Below are 15,898 nucleotides of genomic sequence, written 5' to 3'. Positions count from 1 at the left end.
TTTTTTCTTCACCACCAACAACCCAGATCAATACCTGAACCACCAGCAGAACTACCAACTACGCCCTACATCTCTGCAGCACCGCGTTAGTAGCGAAGCCCTCGACTATAGCACCGTTTTTTAGGGCGGGGAAGAAGCCGGGGTCGAAATTTCGAGATAGCTACTTAGTCAGGCTCATCGCTGCCTCCAGCGCATCAACGAACAGATAGGCAACGTCACACCCCGTCTGATCAAAGATCTCCTGGAAACATGTCGGGCTGGTCACATTGATCTCCGTCACGCAATCGCCGATCACATCAACGCCCGCCAACAACAGCCCACGTTCCTGAAGGATCGGGCCGAGCGCGTTACCGATTTCCCAGTCTCGAGCAGACAGCGGCCGGGCGACGCCCTTGCCACCCGCAGCAAGATTTCCGCGCACTTCACTGCCTTGGGGAATGCGCGCCAGGCAGTAAGGCACGGGTCTACCCCCGATGATCAGCACCCGCTTGTCGCCTTCCACAATCTCCGGCAAAAACTTCTGAACCATCACGCTCTGTGCCCCGTTGCGGTTCAGGGTTTCGGTGATGCTGCCCAGATTGAGGCCGTCGGGCCCGACACGGAAGATTCCCATCCCGCCCATGCCGTCCAGGGGCTTGAGGATGATGTCCTGGTGTTCGCCATGAAAACGCTTGATGTCTTCGGCATTGCGCGTGACCAGCGTGGGGCCGATGAACTCGGGAAATTCCATGATCGCCAGCTTTTCCGGGTGATCACGCAACGCGCGGGGTTTGTTGAACACCCGGGCGCCGTCGCGCTCGGCCTGTTCGAGCAGATGGGTGGCATAGAAGTACTCGCTGTCAAACGGCGGGTCCTTGCGCATGAGCACAGCATCAAAATCGGCCAGCGCAACGCTCCGCTCGGGGCGCGCGTCATACCAGTCCACCGCATCTCCGGTCAGCGTGATCTCCTGCACATGGGCTGTCACCTTGCTGCCGCGCTGCCAGCTGATGTGCTGGGGCTCACACACCGCCAGCGTGTGGCCGCGCCGCTGCGCTTCGCGCATCATGGCGAAAGTGGTGTCCTTGTAGATCTTGAAGCTGTGTAGGGGGTCGGCGATGAAGAGCAGTTTCATGGTGTCTGGAGAAAAGGATGGGCGCGTGCCGCCATGCGAGGCAGAGCGCATACATATATGTAGGTAGCAAAAGGGCAACGCCAGGAGAAGCCTGAGCCCCACAGGGCACGTAGTCGCTCCGCAGAAATCAGTCGCCTTTGGAGCGCGAACGCCCGTACTGTTGCACAAATAGTGCAAAGCTGCCTGCGACTACGCCCCAAAAGGCCGAGCCCACACCGGCTATCACCACCCCGCTGAGGGTGACAAGAAAAGTGATCAGCGCCGCCTCGCGGTGCGACTCGTCCCGCATTGCACCGGCAAGGGCGTTTCCGATAGTGCTCAGAAGCGCCAGCCCGGCGATTGCAACCACCAGTTCTTGGGGGAACGCCGTCAGCAGCCCGGTGATGACGGCACCAAACAACCCGATCGCCACATAAAGTGCGCCGCACGATACGGCTGCGACATAGCGCCGACTGCGGTCGGCGTGCGCTTCTGGCCCCATGCACATCGCCGCCGTGATGGCGCTGAAGTTGAGGGCAAACGCACCAAATGGCGCCAGCACCAGGGTGGCCAGCCCTGTCAGTGTCAATAACCGGGACACAGGCAAGTCATACCCCGATGCACGAATCACGGCCACCCCAGGCAGGTTCTGTGAAGCCATCGTGACGACAAACAAGGGGATGGCGAGGCTGACGGCGGCCGCCACGCTGAACTGGGGTGCCGTAAACACCGGCACCGCCAGCTCCAATTGCACGGCCGACCAGGCCATCTGCCCCTGCAGAGCCACATACGCCACGGCCACTGCCAAGGTGATGACAACCGCATACCGCGCCGACAGTCTGCGCGACACCAGGTACACAACCAGCATGAGCACCACCAGCGGCAGCGCCGTCTGGGCCGCCGTGAACGCCTGCAGGCCAAACCGTGCCAGCACCCCGGCGAGCAAGGCAGCGGCAATTTCCATCGGAATACGGCTCATCACCCGCTCGAACCAGCCTGTGGCGCCCGCCAGCGTGATCAGCGCGGCACTGACCATGAACGCCCCCACGGCATCGCCCATGCTGAACCCACCTGAGGCACCGGCCGTGGCCAGCACGGCTGCCCCCGGAGTAGACCAGGCCACCATGACCGGCTTGCGCAAGACAAGGGACGGCACCAGTGAACACAACCCCATGCCCAGCCCCAGCGCCCACATCCAGGACGTGATCTGCGCGGGCGTGGCACCGAAAGCCTGGGCGGCCTGAAAAACGATGGCCACCGAACTGGTAAAGCCCACCAACACCGCGACGAACCCAGCCGTGGCGGCCGAAAGGCTCAAATCTTTGAAAAATTGCATGGGCCAGATTCTGGCACTCTCCCCTGATCGCGCCCCGCCTTGGTGCATCACAGGGATGCATACCCGCAAACGCTATCAACTTAATAGCACCTAGCGATTGATGGATAAGCGCCAGAGGCCAAAAAGACCAAAATCTTCAGATTTCGATCTTGGAACCCAGCTCCACCACCGCATTGTTGGGCAGGTGCAGAAAGTCGGCAGCGCCACTGGCGTTGTGGTGCATCTGGGCAAACAACTTCTCGCGCCAGGGCGCCATGCCGCCACCCATCGTGGGTATCACCGTGTCACGCGACAAGAAGTAGCTGGTGGTCATAGCCTCCAACTCGCAGCCGCGGCCCCGCAGCAGCTCCAGCGCACGCGGCACATCGGGGTCGTTCTTGAAGCCGTAGTGGATCACCACCTGCCAGCAGTCGTGGCCCAGCGGCTCCACCTGCAGGCGCTTGTCCAGCCCGATCCAGGGGGTTTCGTGGTTGTGCACGGTGACGAACAGGTTCTGCTCATGCAGCACCTTGTTGTGCTTGAGGTTGTGCAGCAACGCGTTAGGCACCGATCCACTTTCTGCGGTCAGGAAAACCGCCGTGCCGGACACCCGCGTGGGCGGGCTGATGAACACCGACTCCAGAAAGTCCTTCAGATCAATGGCATCGGCACGCAGCTTGTCGTTGAGAAGCCGGCGGCCTTCCTTCCAGGTCATCATCAGCGCAAACACGATGCCGCCGATCATCAGAGGGAACCAGCCGCCCTTGAACAGCTTGAGCAGGTTGGACGCGAAGAACGCCAGGTCCACCACAAAAAAGCATCCCGTGGCAGCCACACACAGCGCCAGCGGATAGCCCCAGCCATAGCGGATCACAAAGAAGGTGAGCGTGGTGGTGATGAGCATGTCGAGCGTGACGGCAATGCCGTACGCGGCGGCCAGGTTGCTGGACGAGCGGAACATGACCACGGCCAGAACAATGGCAAAGAACAGTCCCCAGTTGACCAGCGGGATGTAGATCTGCCCCGTGTCACGCACGCTCGTGTGCTGGATGTTCAGGCGCGGAAGGTAACCCAGCTGGATCACCTGCTTGGTAACGCTGAACGCGCCGGTGATCAGCGCCTGCGACGCGATCACGGTGGCCATGGTGGCCATGATGACCAGCGGGATCAGCGCCCAGTCAGGCGCCATCATGTAAAACGGGTTCTTGACGGCCTCGGGCTCAGCCAGCAGCAGTGCGCCCTGGCCAAAATAGTTGAGGGTGAGCGCAGGCATGGCCACCGCAAACCACGCCAGCCGAATGGGACGTTTGCCAAAGTGGCCCAGGTCGGCATACAGGGCCTCGGCCCCCGTCACGCACAGCACCACCGCGCCCAGAATGATGAAGGTGGTCCCTGGGTAGGCCCACATGAACCCTAGCGCATGGTGCGGGCTGATGGCCCACAAAATTTCGGGGTGGCCCACGATGTGCGAGACACCCAGAACCGCGATGGTGAAGAACCACACCAGCGTAATGGGGCCAAAAAACTTGCCGATGCCGCCTGTACCGCGCTTTTGCACGGCGAACAGGCAAAACAAGACCACCAGCGTGATGGGAATGACGTATCGGGTGAAATGGGGCGACACCACCTCCAGGCCTTCCACCGCCGACAGCACCGAAATGGCCGGGGTGATGACGCCATCCCCATAGAAAAGTGCCGTGCCGAACATGCCCACCGCCAGCAACACGCTGCGCAGCTGGGGCTTGTCTTTGACGGCCTGCGAGGCCAACGCCAGCATCGCCACCAGCCCGCCTTCGCCGTTGTTGTCCGCACGCAGCACCAGCACCACGTACTTGAGCGAGACGATGACCGTCAGCGTCCAGAAAAAGATCGAGAGAATGCCGTAGATGTTGTCCGGGGTAAAAGGCACGTGGCCCGACCCGAAGACTTCTTTGACCGCATACAGCACGCTGGTGCCGATATCGCCATAAACAACACCTATGGCGCCCAGCGTGAGCGCTGCGAGCGATGATTTGGAGCTTTGCACTGACCACCCCCGGGCGCAAGGCCAGACGGGGTTCCGTTACTTTTGGGAACGCTATTGTGCGCCTGCGCCACAGCACCCGCCTGGAACGGCGGCTCTATGTTGCACCGCAACAACTCGCATTGGCAAGCCGGTGCAGCGGTGGCAGGGCAGCCCCTGCCACCCGCACTCCCTCCCCTTAGTCGTACACCTCGGCATCCGGATTGGTGGCCTCCAGCTCGTAGCTGGCCGCCAGCATGGCAAGGCGCGCCACCACGCCGTACATATAAAAGCGGTTCGGCGCACTGACCCCCGGGCGTACGCCGGGCTGGGGCATGTGGGTGCTGTGCTCAAACGCCAGCGGCACAAAACTCGCGCCCGGTGCGTTCAGGTTCTCGTCCACACCACGCTCGGCGTGCATCCGATAAAAACCGCCCACCACGTAGCGGTCCATCATGTAGACCACGGGCTCGGCCACCGCATCGTTCACACGCTCCCGGGTCAGCACGCCCTCCTGGATGATGACGTCGCTGACAGGCTGGCCGTCCTTGATGACGGCCATCTTGTTCTTGGTCTTGCGGTTGACAGCGTCCAGCTCCTTGGCATCACGCACGGTCATGATGCCCATGCCGTAGGTGCCGTTGTTGGCCTTGACGATGACGAACGGCTTCTCGTTGATGCCGTATTCCTTGTACTTGCGGCGCACCTTGGTCAGCAACGCGTCGACCGTGGTCTGCAGCTGGTCCATGCCGGTGCCTTCGGTGAAGTCCACCTCGCCACACTGGCTGTACATGGGGTTGATGAGCCAGGGGTCGATGCCCAGCATCTTGCCAAACCGCTTGGCCACCTCTTCGTAGTTCTTGAAATGCGTGCTCTTCCTGCGCACGCTCCAGCCCGCATGCAGCGGCGGCAGCAGGTATTGCTCGTGGATGTCTTCGAGAATGCCAGGGGCGCCCGCCGTGAGGTCGTTGTTCAGCAGGATGGTGCAGGGATCAAAGTCTTTGAGGCCCAGGCGACCCTTGGTGCGGATCACGGGCTCAAGGGTGACGGAGTCGCCGTTGGGCAGCTCAATCAAGGTGGCCTTCTTGATCTCGGGGCTGATGGAGCCCACGCGCACGTTGAGGCCCGCCATATTGAAGATGCGCTGCAGCTGCACCACGTTCGCCAGGTAGAACGTGTTGCGGGTGTGGTTCTCCGGAATGATCAGCAGGTTGCGCGCCTCGGGGCAGATCTTTTCGATGGCAGCCATGGCGGCCTGCACGGCCAGGGGCAGCATCTCCTGGGTGAGGTTGTTCCAGCCACCCGGGAAGAGGTTGGTATCCACCGGCGCCAGTTTGAAGCCCGCATTGCGGATGTCGACAGAGGTATAGAACGGCGGCGTGTGCTCCATCCATTCGAGGCGGAACCAGCGTTCGATGGCGGGCATCGAGTCGAGAATGCGCTGTTCAAGTTCGTTGATCGGCCCGGTCAGGGCCGTGATGAGATGCGGAACCATGGGAAGCCTTCGGGAAGCAAGTGCGACGAATTGTAGAGAGATGGGGCGACACGCCGGTTTCGCAAGGCGGGCCCGTTGCCCGCCGCGTCAGCGGCGCCAGAAAGCGGGGGTCAGCAAGGCCATGAAACTAAGGATTTCAAGCCGCCCCAGCAGCATGGCCAACGTGCACACCCACACCTGAAAATCTGTCAGCACCGCGTAGTTGGATGCGGGACCCACGCTGCCCAAGCCCGGCCCCATGCAGTTGACGCTGGCAATGATGGCCGAGAACGCAGTCACCGGGTCCAGGTCGGTCAGCAGCAGCACCATGCTCAGGCCGATGATGGTGGCCCCATACACCAGCATGAAGGCCAGCACCGAAAAGATCACGCGGTTGTCCACCACCGCATCGCCCAGGCGCACGGGCTGCACGGCCCGGGGGTGCACCAGCCGATTCATCTCGCGCCGCGCCTGTTTCAGCAAGATCAGCATGCGCACCATCTTGATGCCACATCCGGTAGAGCCCGCACTGGTCGCCACGCCCGACAGCAGCAGCATGAACACCGGCGCAAACACGGGCCAACCCAGGTAGTCCACCGTGGCATAACCGGTGGTGGTGGCTATCGACACCAGGTTGAACATGCCGTAGCGCAGCGCATCCAGCGGTGCGTACACGCCCTTCACCCACAGCAGCCCGGCCACCAGCAGCCCCCCGCCAATCAGGGTGAACAAGGTGGCGCGCAACTCCGGGTCGCGCCAGAAACCCTGCCAATGCCCCTTGCGAATCGCCACAAAATACAGCGCAAAGTTGCAGCTGGCGATCAGCATGAAGCCGATGGCAATGGCCTCCAGCAAGGGCGATTGGTAGAAACCGAAACTGGTGTCGTGCGGAGACAATCCGCCCAGGCTCACCGTGGAGAACATGTACATCACGGCGTTCACCGGGTCCATGCCCCCCATCCAGTACGCCAGCGCACAGGCCAGCGAAAAAAGCGCGTACACGCCCCACAGGCCCTTGGCGGTTTCGGTCATGCGCGGGGTGAGTTTTGCGTCCTTCACCGGGCCTGCGGCCTCGGCCCTGAAAAGCTGGCTGCCGCCCACACCCAGCAGCGGCAGCACGGCCACCGCCAGAATCAGGATGCCCATGCCGCCCACCCACTGCAAGAAGGTGCGCCAGATGTTCATCGACACTGGCAGCGTATCGAGGCCGCTCAGCACGGTGGACCCGGTGGTCGTCAGCCCCGACACGGCCTCGAAGTACGCATGCGTGAACGACATCGGCCGCGATATCTCGTGGGCCACCAGCATCAGCGGCAGCGCGGCAAACAAGGGCAGCAGCACCCACACCAGCGTGACCAGCATCACGCCGTGGCGTGGCTGCAGCTCGCGGCGAAACAGGCGCAGCTTCCACCAAAGGCCGCAGCCGAAGGCCATGGTGGCCGCCATTGCCACGGGGTAGACATGCCACACGCCGTCGCCCATGAACCACGATACCGACAGCGGCAGCCCCATGGTCAGCGCAAAAATCATGATCAGGATGCCCAGCACCCGCAGCACGGGAAACATGTCCACCATGGCGTCGTTCTCGCAGGCTCTTAGAAAAAGGTGGCGCTGACGCGGAAGAGTTTCTCCACGTCGCGCACCAGCCGCTTGTGCGGCAGAAAGAACACCACGTGGTCGTTGCTCTCGATGACCGTGGAGCTGCGCGGGATGATCACCTCGGGCTCGCGCAGGTCGTCGGCAGACATGTCGGGCGACTCGGGCAGCCCGCGCACGATGAGGCCCATGTGCACGTCGCGCGGCAGGGTCAGATCGCTCACCTTGCGGCCCACCACGCGCGAGGTCTTGCGGTCGCCGCGCACCACAATCTCCAGCGCCTCGGCCACACCGCGGCGCAGGCTGTGTACGGCCTGCACGTCGCCCTGGCGCACATAGGCCAGCAGCTCGCCCAGCATGGCCTGCGCGGGCGACAGCGCAATGTCGATCTGCGTGCCGTGCATCAGGTCGGCATAACTGCGCCGGTTGATGAGCGCCAGCACGCGGCGCGCGCCCATGCGCTTGGCGAGCAGGCAGGACATGATGTTGTCCTCGTCGTCATCCGTCAGCGCCAGAAAGAAGTCGATCTCTTCGATGCTCTCGCCGCTCAGCAAGCCCTCGTCGGTGCTGTCGCCCTGCAACACCAGCACGTCTGACGGCAGCTCTGACGCCAGCGCAATGCACTGGTCCGCGTCGTCTTCGATGATCTTGATGTGGAACCGCCCCGCCTCTTTGCTGAGCTGTCGCGCCAGCCGCAGCCCCACGTGCCCGCCGCCCGCAATCATGATGCGGCGCACGGGCTTGACCGGTTGGGCATCGCGCCGGTGCAGCGCGGTCAATACGTTGGCGATGTGCCCGCTGGCCGCCAGCACAAACACCTCGTCACCCGGCTCGATGCGGGTGTGGCCATCGCATGCCACAAACCGGTCGGGCTCGTCCTGAAAACGCCGGTAGATGGCAACCAGGCGCATGGCCACGTCGGGCGAGCTTTCGCGCAGCTCGCTGATCGTGTGGCTGACCATGGGAGCTCCCGCACGCGCACGCACCGACACCAGACAGGCGCGCCCGCCTGCGAACTCGCGCACCTGCATGGCCTCGGGGTAGTCGATGAGCTTGCCGATGTAGCGCGTCAGCGATTCTTCGGGGCAGATGATGCGGTCTACCGCAAAACCCTCGGGCCCCGCCAGGCGCTCGTCAAACTGGAAACCGGTGGACCGCACCCGGGCAATGCGCGTCGGGATGTTGAACAACAGCTGCGCCATCTTGCAGCACACCAGATTGGTCTCGTCCTGCGCGGCGCAGGCAATCAGCAGGTCGGTGTCGTGCGCGCCCGCCTCGGCCAGCACGGCGGGCTCGATGCCGCTGCCCACCACGCCCCGCAGGTCAAAGCGCGACTCCAGATCGCGCAAACGGGCGGCGTCGGTGTCGATGACGGTGATGTCATTGCGCTCGGACACCAGGCTGTCTGCCACGCTCTGGCCCACGCGGCCCGCGCCGAGGATAATGATTTTCATAAGAAATTGGGCCTTAGCGCTTATTCATCAAGCGCTAGCAGCTACGAATATAGGAGCAAATCACCCCCGCACCTCACCATCGCCCAGCACCACGTACTTGAGCGAGGTCAGGCCCTCCAGCCCCACCGGCCCGCGCGCGTGGAACTTGTCGGTGCTGATGCCGATTTCGGCGCCCAGCCCGTATTCAAATCCGTCGGCAAAACGCGTGCTTGCATTGACCATGACGCTGGCCGAATCCACCTCGCGCAGGAACCGCTGGGCATGCACGTGGTTGGTGGTCAGGATGGCGTCGGTGTGGTGGCTGGAGTACTGGTTGATGTGGGCAATGGCTTCATCCACACCCGCCACGATCTTCACGCTGATGATGGGCGCCAGGTACTCCTCGCTCCAGTCTTGCTCGGTGGCCTGGGCCAGAAACGCTCCGGGCACGTTCTTCAGGATGCGAAGCGAGTCAATACAGCCGCGCATTTCAACCCCCTTTGCGGCATACACCGCGCCGATCAGCGGCAAAAACTCGGCCGCCACACCGCGCGCAACCAGCAGGCCTTCGCTGGCGTTGCACGGGCTGTACTTGTTGGTCTTGGCGTTGTCGGCCACATTCACCGCCATGGCGATGTCGCAGGGGTCGTCCACATAGGTGTGGCAGTTGCCGTCCAGGTGCTTGATGACGGGCACCTTGGCATCGCGGCTGATGCGCTCGATCAGGCCCTTGCCGCCGCGCGGAATGATCACGTCCACAAACTGCGGCATGGTAATGAGCTGGCCCACGGCCTCGCGGTCGGTGGTCTGCACCAGCTGCACGCCGTGCTCGGGCAGGCCCGCCTCGGCCAGCGCCTGCTGCACCAGCTTGGCCAACGCCTTGTTGGAATCAATGGCTTCAGACCCACCGCGCAGGATGCAGGCGTTGCCGCTCTTGATGCTCAGGCTGGCCGCCTCGATGGTCACATTGGGGCGGCTCTCGTAAATCATGCCGAACACGCCAATCGGCACCCGCATCTGCCCCACGCGGATGCCGCTGGGCTGCTGCTTCATGCCAATGATCTCGCCAATGATGTCGGGCATGGCGGCCAGCTGCTCGCAGCCTTCGGCGCAGGTTTCCAGCACCTTGGGGGTGAGCTTGAGGCGGTCCACCATGGGCTCGGCCAGGCCGTTGGCCACAGCGCGATCCAGGTCCTTGGCGTTGTCGATCTGGAGCTGGGCCACGTTCTCGCGCAGCAACCGGGCCAGGGCCTTGAGCGCTTTGTTTTTGATAGCTGCTGGCGCTTTGGCCATCAGCGCTGAGGCTGTTTTTGCCTGAAATCCGAGGGTGTGCGTGGTTTCAGCGACATTGAGGGCGTTCATCCGGCGATTTTGCCGCACTTGGCTTTACCCTTGCGGCCTTGCCCACTCACCACCGCCCCGGCCATGACCGACACCGCCCATACCCAGCTCGCCACACTGGCACAAGCCCTGCAGTCCTTTGAACGCGGCGACCACACCGCCGCCACCCTGAGCACCTTGGCCCGCCAGCAGACTGCCCTGCTCGCATCCCTGCCCCCGCGCTACAGCGAAGTGCTGCTGAACCTGCTGGATCGGCTGGAATCGAGTGCGCTGTTTTCAGAGGAAAGCTGCTCATTCAGCCAGAAGGATTTAGTGGCAAACCTGCAGATGTGGGAAGAAAAGGCACGCGGGGTGCTGACCGCGTGACCGTCTGCCGAGCTTGCGGGCCGACCGCCCCTACAGCGCGGGCTCTTCCCGAAACTGGGCCAGGATAGCGGCGCGCGCCTCGGCGGCTTCCAGGAGAGCGGCCACACACTCGCCGTCCAGCCGACCCGCTGCCACTTCGCGCAGCATCTCGGCCTGCACCTGTGCCTCTCCCCACGCATCCTTGTAGACGCGGCGGCTGGACAGGGCGTCGTACACGTCCGCCACCGCCACGATGCGCGCCTCCAGCGGAATCTGCGCCAAAACCAGCCCTCGCGGGTAGCCTGAACCGTCGCCGCGCTCATGGTGGCCGGCCACGATGTTGTGCATTACCTGCCCGGCCAGGCTGTCGCCGCCCCCCACTTCGTGCCGGATGCGCCCGATGATCTCCTCGCCAATGCGAACATGTTCTTTCATCAACGTCCACTCGTCCGCGTCCAGCCGGCCGGGCTTGAGCAGGATGCGGTCCGGGATGCCAACCTTGCCAATGTCATGCAGGGGAGCGAACAGGAAGAGGTATTCGATGTACTCGTCGCTCAGATCATGCCGCTCGGCCAGCGCCCGGCCCATCAGCCGGACATAATGGGCCATGCGGTCCAGATGCTGGCCAGTCTCCAGGTCCCGAAGGCTCGCCAGTCCGACCGCCACCTTGACGGTGCTCAGCACACCGTCCACCACACGACGCTGCAACAGGAACAACTGGGCGACGATGTCTGCAAAACCATCCAGAAACTGGGCCACCTCCACGGTGAAAGCCCCGATCTCCTTGGCATCAAAAAACAGAAAACCCGCCAGCTCGTCCCCCTGAAACACGGGCCGGGTGTAGCTGGCACGGTAGCCGCGCTCCACCAGCCATGCGCTGTGCGTGCTCTGGGTACCAAATGCAGCGGCGATGTCGTGCACCACGCGGCTTTCTCGGCGCTGCGCCAGCGTGGCGAGCGAAGGTACCTGCGACAGCTTGACCTCATAGCGCTTGAGCAGCACCTGGTCCGCATTGCTGCTGATGAAAGTCTTCAGAAGATCGGTTCCAGGGTCATACAACGCCAGGGCCATCCGCTCCAAAAACGGGTATCGCGCTCGGATGAGTTCATAGACCGCGTGCAGATTGCCTGCCAGATCGCTGCCGCCTTGCGTAGCGGGCAGCAACCCGATTCCTGGAGGATGCGAGGGGTCGCACTTCATGGTGTTACCTTTTGCTGCCCCCCGGGAGGGGTTGACGGTGGACGATGGGACAGAACGTGGCATTTGCCCCATCGCAAAGCGCTCTTTGCCCTACTTTGTACGCTCAGCGCGCATTCTGCGCAACCCGGCACAGCTGAAAAGCCAGCCGCTGCAGCGCCTGCCAGCCATCGGTAGGCCAGTCGGGCTGTTTGAGCCCTTTCACAATGCCGTCCACCGTGTGGGCCGACTGCAGCAGCCGCGCCAGCGCCGCATCGCTGGCTTTGGGCAGGATGCGTTCGTACAGCTTTTCCTTGGCGCCCCAGACGCGGTTCTCGCGCAGGGCCATGGGCAGGGGGCGGCCGGCGTTCATGGCGTCTTTCACGCGTTTGAGGCCACGGATGTCTTCGGACAGCGCCCAGTGCACCAGCACCTCGGCCTCGCCTTCGGCCTGCAGGCCGTCGAGCATGCGTTGCACGCGGCCGGTGTGCCCGGCCAGCACCGATTCGGACAGCTTGAACACGTCGTAGCGCGCGACGTTCAGCACGGCCGCTTCGACCTGTTCCTGGGTTAGTTCACCCGCCGGGTGCAGCAGCGCCAGCTTCTGAATCTCCTGGTGCGCGGCCAGCAGGTTGCCTTCCACGCGGTCGGCAAAAAACTGGAGGGTGCGCTGGCCTTCTTCGCCCGACACCACGCGCTGGCCCTGCGCGGCAAGGCGCTGCGCAATCCACTGCGGCAGCATGCCGCGCTCGATGGGGTCGATCTGGATGGAGGTGCCGCTGGATTCGAGGGCCGCAAACCATGCGCCGGTGCGCGTGGCTTTGTCCAGGCGCGGCAGCATCACCAGCGTCAGCGTGCTGTCGTTGCCGTGGGCCGACGACGCCACCTGCTGCAGCGCCACGCTGCCGTCCTTGCCGGGCTTGCCCGAGGGGATGCGGATCTCAACGATCTGCTTGTCGGCAAACAGGCTCAAACTGCCGCCCGCCGCCAGCACCGCGCTCCAGTCAAAGTGAGCGCCTGCTACCGTGTATGAAGTTCGCTCGGTGTAGCCCTGCGCGCGCGCCGTGGCGCGGATAGTGTCTGCTGCCTCTTGCTGCAGCAGCGGTTCGTCGCCGTGCAGCACGTAAAGCGGCGACAGGCCCCGTTGAAGGTGCGAAGAGAGTTGGGCCAGGGCGACTTGCATGCGGCAAAGTTTATCGCCTTGGTGCTGCCGGGCGACCGTTCACGGCAGACACCGGTTCAGCGGGTGATGCCGCAGTTCTGCGCAAAACGTCAATTTCACCAAGCAAATTGCACGTTTCGCATCAAAAACTGCACAGCTTTCTCCCTTTTCTTTGGCTACCGACCGCCGGACAATTTTGTGCATACAGCCCATACAGCCAGCACAAGCCGAGCGCTGGGCCTTCACGCCAGCGCTCGCGGTCAAAACATACGGAGACACACACCATGGTCAACTACCTCGGCGTCAACAGCATGCGCCAATTGGTCAAACAAGTGGGCCTGGCCGCTTTTCTTCAGCAATTGGTGGACTCCATGGAGCACGACTACCGGCGCTGGGAGAGTTTTGACAAATCGGCGCGCCACGCCATCCATTCGCCCGGCGGCGTGATCGAACTGATGCCCACCAGCGATGGGCAGATGTATTGCTTCAAATACGTGAACGGCCACCCCAAAAACACCGCCGAGGGCCTGCTGACGGTCACCGCCTTTGGTGTGCTGGCCGATGTGGACACGGGCTACCCGTTGCTGGTGTCTGAGCTGACCCTGACCACCGCGCTGCGCACCGCCGCCATGTCGGTGCTGGCGGCACGCCACATGGCGCGCAAAGAAGGCCCGGGCAATCGCACGATGGCGCTGATCGGCAACGGCGCACAAAGCGAGTTCCAGGCGCTGGCCTTCTACCATCTGATGGGCGTGCGCGAGCTGCGCCTGTTTGACACCGACCCGGCCGCCACCGCCAAGCTGGCCCGCAACCTCAAACATCTGCCATTGCAGGGGCTGACGGTGGTGCCCTGCCACTCCACCGCTGAGGCGGTGCGCGGCAGCGGCATTGTGACCACGGTGACAGCCGACAAACGCAACGCCACCATCCTCACGCCCGACATGATCGAGCCGGGCATGCACCTGAACGCCGTGGGTGGCGACTGCCCCGGAAAGACCGAACTGCACCCCGACATCCTGCGCCGCCCGGATGCGCGGGTGGTCGTGGAGTTCGAGCCCCAGTCCCGCATCGAAGGCGAGATCCAGCAGATGCCCGCAGACTTTGCCGCGACTGAATTCACCCAGGTGCTGCGCGGCGCCAGCCCAGGGCGTGCCAACGATCAAGAGGTGACGGTGTTTGACTCGGTGGGCTTTGCGCTGGAAGATTTCTCTGCGCTGCGCACGCTGCATGCGCTGCTGCACACCCACCCCCACCTGGCCACCCCCATCGACCTGATCCCGCAGATGGACAATCCGAAAGATCTGTTTGGTGTGCTGCACGCTGCGCCCGCATCCACCACACTCCCTCGCCCCACTCCCGCACTTCAAGAAGCCCCGACACCATGAACCCCACTGCCCTCCTGCGCACCGCGCACCCCACCAGCCTGATTGGCGCCCCCACCGACATCGGCGCGGGCGCGCGGGGTGCATCGATGGGCCCCGAGGCACTGCGGGTGGCGGGGCTGCAGGCAGCGCTGGAAAGCCATGGCCTGCAGGTGTTTGACCGGGGTAATCTGAGCGGCCCGCCCAACCCCTGGCAGCCGCCGGTGGACGGCTACCGCCATCTGGCCGATGTGGTCGACTGGAACCAGCGGGTGTTTGATGCGGTGTATGCCGAACTGCAACTGGGCCACCTGCCCATCCTGCTGGGGGGCGATCACTGCCTGGGCCTGGGCAGCATCAGCGCGGTGGCCCGCCACTGTGCCGAGGCGGGCAAAAAGCTGCGCGTGCTGTGGCTGGATGCGCACACCGACTTCAACACCAGCGACCTCACGCCCAGCGGCAACGTGCACGGCATGCCCGTGGCGTGCCTGTGCGGCTTTGGGCCCACGGAGCTAACGCACTTGGCGAACATGCCCGGCGGCGGCCCCGCGCTGCAAACAAACCAGATCCGCCAGATCGGCATCCGCAGCGTCGACGCGGGCGAAAAGCGCTTTGTGCACGAACAAGGCCTGGAGGTGTTCGACATGCGCTACATCGACGAAGTGGGCATGCGCCAGACCATGCAGCAGGCGCTGGAGGGCGTGGACACCAACACCCACCTGCACGTGAGCTTCGACGTGGATTTTCTGGACCCCGCCATCGCGCCCGGCGTGGGCACCACCGTGCCCGGCGGCCCCACCTACCGCGAAGCGCAGCTGTGCATGGAGATGATTGCCGACAGCGGCCGCCTGGCATCGCTGGACATCATGGAGCTGAACCCCGCGCTGGATGTGCGCAACAGCACGGCGGTGCTGGCGGTGGACCTGGTGGAGTCGCTGTTTGGCAAAAGCACGTTGATGCGCATCCGTCCCGCGTAAGGGCGCCACGGCGCGGCGGTGTCATCGCGACGGCCGCACTGCGATTCACCATGAAATAGATAGCTATTAGCGCTTATCCAATAAGCGCCAGAGCCATATTCCATTCAAATTTTCGCGAGCTAGCTGGCCGGGCGCGTCAGCGACAACCGGCGCATCAGCTGCTGCACCAAGTCGGTCTGCATGTTGCGAAACAGCAGTGCCTCTTCGGCTTCTTTGGCCAGGGCGATGGTTTCGTTGTAGCTGATGTCGCGCTGCTGCAGCAGCTCGGTTTCAGGAATCCACTCGACCCCCGCTGGCGTGCGCAGACGGAACTTGATGCGCAACCGCAGCTGCAGTTCTCGCACCTGGCCCGATGCATTCTGGCCGACGACAACGCGCTCTTGCTGCTCCTGCAGCAAGTCCAGGATGACCTCTGCGGTGGGCATCAATGCGGCGTCACGCAGCACCTGAAGCGGGCTGCCCGAGCCCTGCAGCGTGCGCTGCAACTCGCGCGCCAGCGGAGAACCGGCAGGCGCTGCGATGTAGACCGACTTGAAGGCGAACTCAGGCACGCCCCGCAGCCGGAAGCCGCAGGCCGAGAGCAAGGCCACAGGCGCCAGTGCGAGGAGGGTGCGTTTGTTCAT

General features: G+C 63.5%; 13 protein-coding genes. 3 read left to right on the top strand and 10 right to left on the bottom strand.

From position 1 onward, the window contains the following. Nucleotides 1–160: 160 nt before the first annotated feature. The 7 genes from gshB to ACK4OE_RS05570 all read right to left on the bottom strand — a co-directional run bounded on the left by gshB (nt 161) and on the right by ACK4OE_RS05570 (nt 10,275). Nucleotides 161–1,114 carry a glutathione synthase gene (gene gshB, locus ACK4OE_RS05600; protein ID WP_409883630.1) on the bottom strand — a complete coding sequence of 318 codons (954 nt, stop codon included), beginning with the start codon at nt 1,112–1,114 and terminating at the stop codon, nt 161–163. A gap of 127 nt (nt 1,115–1,241) precedes the next feature. Further along, the gene (locus tag ACK4OE_RS05595) at nt 1,242–2,429 is read right to left on the bottom strand and encodes a benzoate/H(+) symporter BenE family transporter (RefSeq protein WP_409883629.1); all 1,188 of its coding nucleotides are present in this window, start codon (nt 2,427–2,429) and stop codon (nt 1,242–1,244) included. A 136-nt stretch (nt 2,430–2,565) separates the two neighbouring features. Then, the gene (locus tag ACK4OE_RS05590; protein WP_409883628.1) at nt 2,566–4,434 is read right to left on the bottom strand and encodes a potassium transporter Kup; all 1,869 of its coding nucleotides are present in this window, start codon (nt 4,432–4,434) and stop codon (nt 2,566–2,568) included. 175 nt (nt 4,435–4,609) lie between these two features. Continuing rightward, a complete protein-coding gene (gene gshA, locus ACK4OE_RS05585) occupies nt 4,610–5,905 on the bottom strand; it encodes a glutamate--cysteine ligase (protein ID WP_409883627.1) in 1,296 nt (431 codons plus the stop codon). Nucleotides 5,906–5,992: 87 nt separating this feature from the next. Then, a complete protein-coding gene (locus ACK4OE_RS05580) occupies nt 5,993–7,459 on the bottom strand; it encodes a TrkH family potassium uptake protein (protein WP_409883625.1) in 1,467 nt (488 codons plus the stop codon). A 20-nt stretch (nt 7,460–7,479) separates the two neighbouring features. Beyond that, complete coding sequence (trkA, locus tag ACK4OE_RS05575) at nt 7,480–8,934, bottom strand: Trk system potassium transporter TrkA (RefSeq protein WP_409883623.1); 1,455 nt, start codon at nt 8,932–8,934, stop codon at nt 7,480–7,482. 60 nt (nt 8,935–8,994) lie between these two features. Then, nucleotides 8,995–10,275 (bottom strand): glutamate-5-semialdehyde dehydrogenase, encoded by a 1,281-nt coding sequence (locus ACK4OE_RS05570; protein WP_409883622.1) that lies wholly within the window; start codon nt 10,273–10,275, stop codon nt 8,995–8,997. Between the two features lie 63 nt (nt 10,276–10,338). Between ACK4OE_RS05570 and ACK4OE_RS05565 the strand changes: the two genes are divergently transcribed. Beyond that, nucleotides 10,339–10,620 (top strand): hypothetical protein, encoded by a 282-nt coding sequence (locus ACK4OE_RS05565; protein ID WP_409883620.1) that lies wholly within the window; start codon nt 10,339–10,341, stop codon nt 10,618–10,620. A gap of 30 nt (nt 10,621–10,650) precedes the next feature. Here the strand turns inward: ACK4OE_RS05565 and ACK4OE_RS05560 are convergent, their stop codons facing one another. Together ACK4OE_RS05560 and holA are read right to left on the bottom strand one after the other, a co-directional pair. Then, nucleotides 10,651–11,799 carry an HD-GYP domain-containing protein gene (locus tag ACK4OE_RS05560; protein WP_409883619.1) on the bottom strand — a complete coding sequence of 383 codons (1,149 nt, stop codon included), beginning with the start codon at nt 11,797–11,799 and terminating at the stop codon, nt 10,651–10,653. A gap of 103 nt (nt 11,800–11,902) precedes the next feature. After that, nucleotides 11,903–12,958 (bottom strand): DNA polymerase III subunit delta, encoded by a 1,056-nt coding sequence (holA, locus tag ACK4OE_RS05555; RefSeq protein ID WP_409883617.1) that lies wholly within the window; start codon nt 12,956–12,958, stop codon nt 11,903–11,905. A 263-nt stretch (nt 12,959–13,221) separates the two neighbouring features. Between holA and ACK4OE_RS05550 the strand changes: the two genes are divergently transcribed. After that, nucleotides 13,222–14,322 carry an ornithine cyclodeaminase gene (locus ACK4OE_RS05550; protein WP_409883615.1) on the top strand — a complete coding sequence of 367 codons (1,101 nt, stop codon included), beginning with the start codon at nt 13,222–13,224 and terminating at the stop codon, nt 14,320–14,322. Beyond that, nucleotides 14,319–15,275 carry an arginase gene (gene rocF, locus ACK4OE_RS05545; protein ID WP_409883613.1) on the top strand — a complete coding sequence of 319 codons (957 nt, stop codon included), beginning with the start codon at nt 14,319–14,321 and terminating at the stop codon, nt 15,273–15,275. Before ACK4OE_RS05550 ends, rocF begins: the two co-directional genes overlap by 4 nt. Before the next feature lie 119 nt (nt 15,276–15,394). Here rocF and lptE read toward each other — a convergent pair whose 3' ends face one another. Continuing rightward, the gene (lptE, locus tag ACK4OE_RS05540; RefSeq protein ID WP_409883611.1) at nt 15,395–15,898 is read right to left on the bottom strand and encodes an LPS assembly lipoprotein LptE; all 504 of its coding nucleotides are present in this window, start codon (nt 15,896–15,898) and stop codon (nt 15,395–15,397) included.

This window comes from Acidovorax sp., assembly GCF_046314175.1.
In the GTDB taxonomy this organism is placed as follows: domain Bacteria; phylum Pseudomonadota; class Gammaproteobacteria; order Burkholderiales; family Burkholderiaceae_C; genus Acidovorax.
Note: the sequence above shows the minus strand (reverse complement) of the source record. Positions and strands in the feature narration are given on the sequence as shown.

What these genes read in the sequence shown, in the direction of transcription:
- holA (WP_409883617.1), bottom strand. Translation starts at nt 12,958, where the DNA reads ATGCAAGTCGCCCTGGCCCAACTCTCTTCGCACCTTCAACGGGGCCTG.
- rocF (WP_409883613.1), top strand. Translation starts at nt 14,319, where the DNA reads ATGAACCCCACTGCCCTCCTGCGCACCGCGCACCCCACCAGCCTGATT.
- ACK4OE_RS05550 (WP_409883615.1), top strand. Translation starts at nt 13,222, where the DNA reads ATGGTCAACTACCTCGGCGTCAACAGCATGCGCCAATTGGTCAAACAA.
- ACK4OE_RS05565 (WP_409883620.1), top strand. Translation starts at nt 10,339, where the DNA reads ATGACCGACACCGCCCATACCCAGCTCGCCACACTGGCACAAGCCCTG.
- trkA (WP_409883623.1), bottom strand. Translation starts at nt 8,934, where the DNA reads ATGAAAATCATTATCCTCGGCGCGGGCCGCGTGGGCCAGAGCGTGGCA.
- ACK4OE_RS05580 (WP_409883625.1), bottom strand. Translation starts at nt 7,459, where the DNA reads ATGGTGGACATGTTTCCCGTGCTGCGGGTGCTGGGCATCCTGATCATG.
- gshB (WP_409883630.1), bottom strand. Translation starts at nt 1,114, where the DNA reads ATGAAACTGCTCTTCATCGCCGACCCCCTACACAGCTTCAAGATCTAC.
- gshA (WP_409883627.1), bottom strand. Translation starts at nt 5,905, where the DNA reads ATGGTTCCGCATCTCATCACGGCCCTGACCGGGCCGATCAACGAACTT.
- ACK4OE_RS05570 (WP_409883622.1), bottom strand. Translation starts at nt 10,275, where the DNA reads ATGAACGCCCTCAATGTCGCTGAAACCACGCACACCCTCGGATTTCAG.
- lptE (WP_409883611.1), bottom strand. Translation starts at nt 15,898, where the DNA reads ATGAACAAACGCACCCTCCTCGCACTGGCGCCTGTGGCCTTGCTCTCG.
- ACK4OE_RS05595 (WP_409883629.1), bottom strand. Translation starts at nt 2,429, where the DNA reads ATGCAATTTTTCAAAGATTTGAGCCTTTCGGCCGCCACGGCTGGGTTC.
- ACK4OE_RS05560 (WP_409883619.1), bottom strand. Translation starts at nt 11,799, where the DNA reads ATGAAGTGCGACCCCTCGCATCCTCCAGGAATCGGGTTGCTGCCCGCT.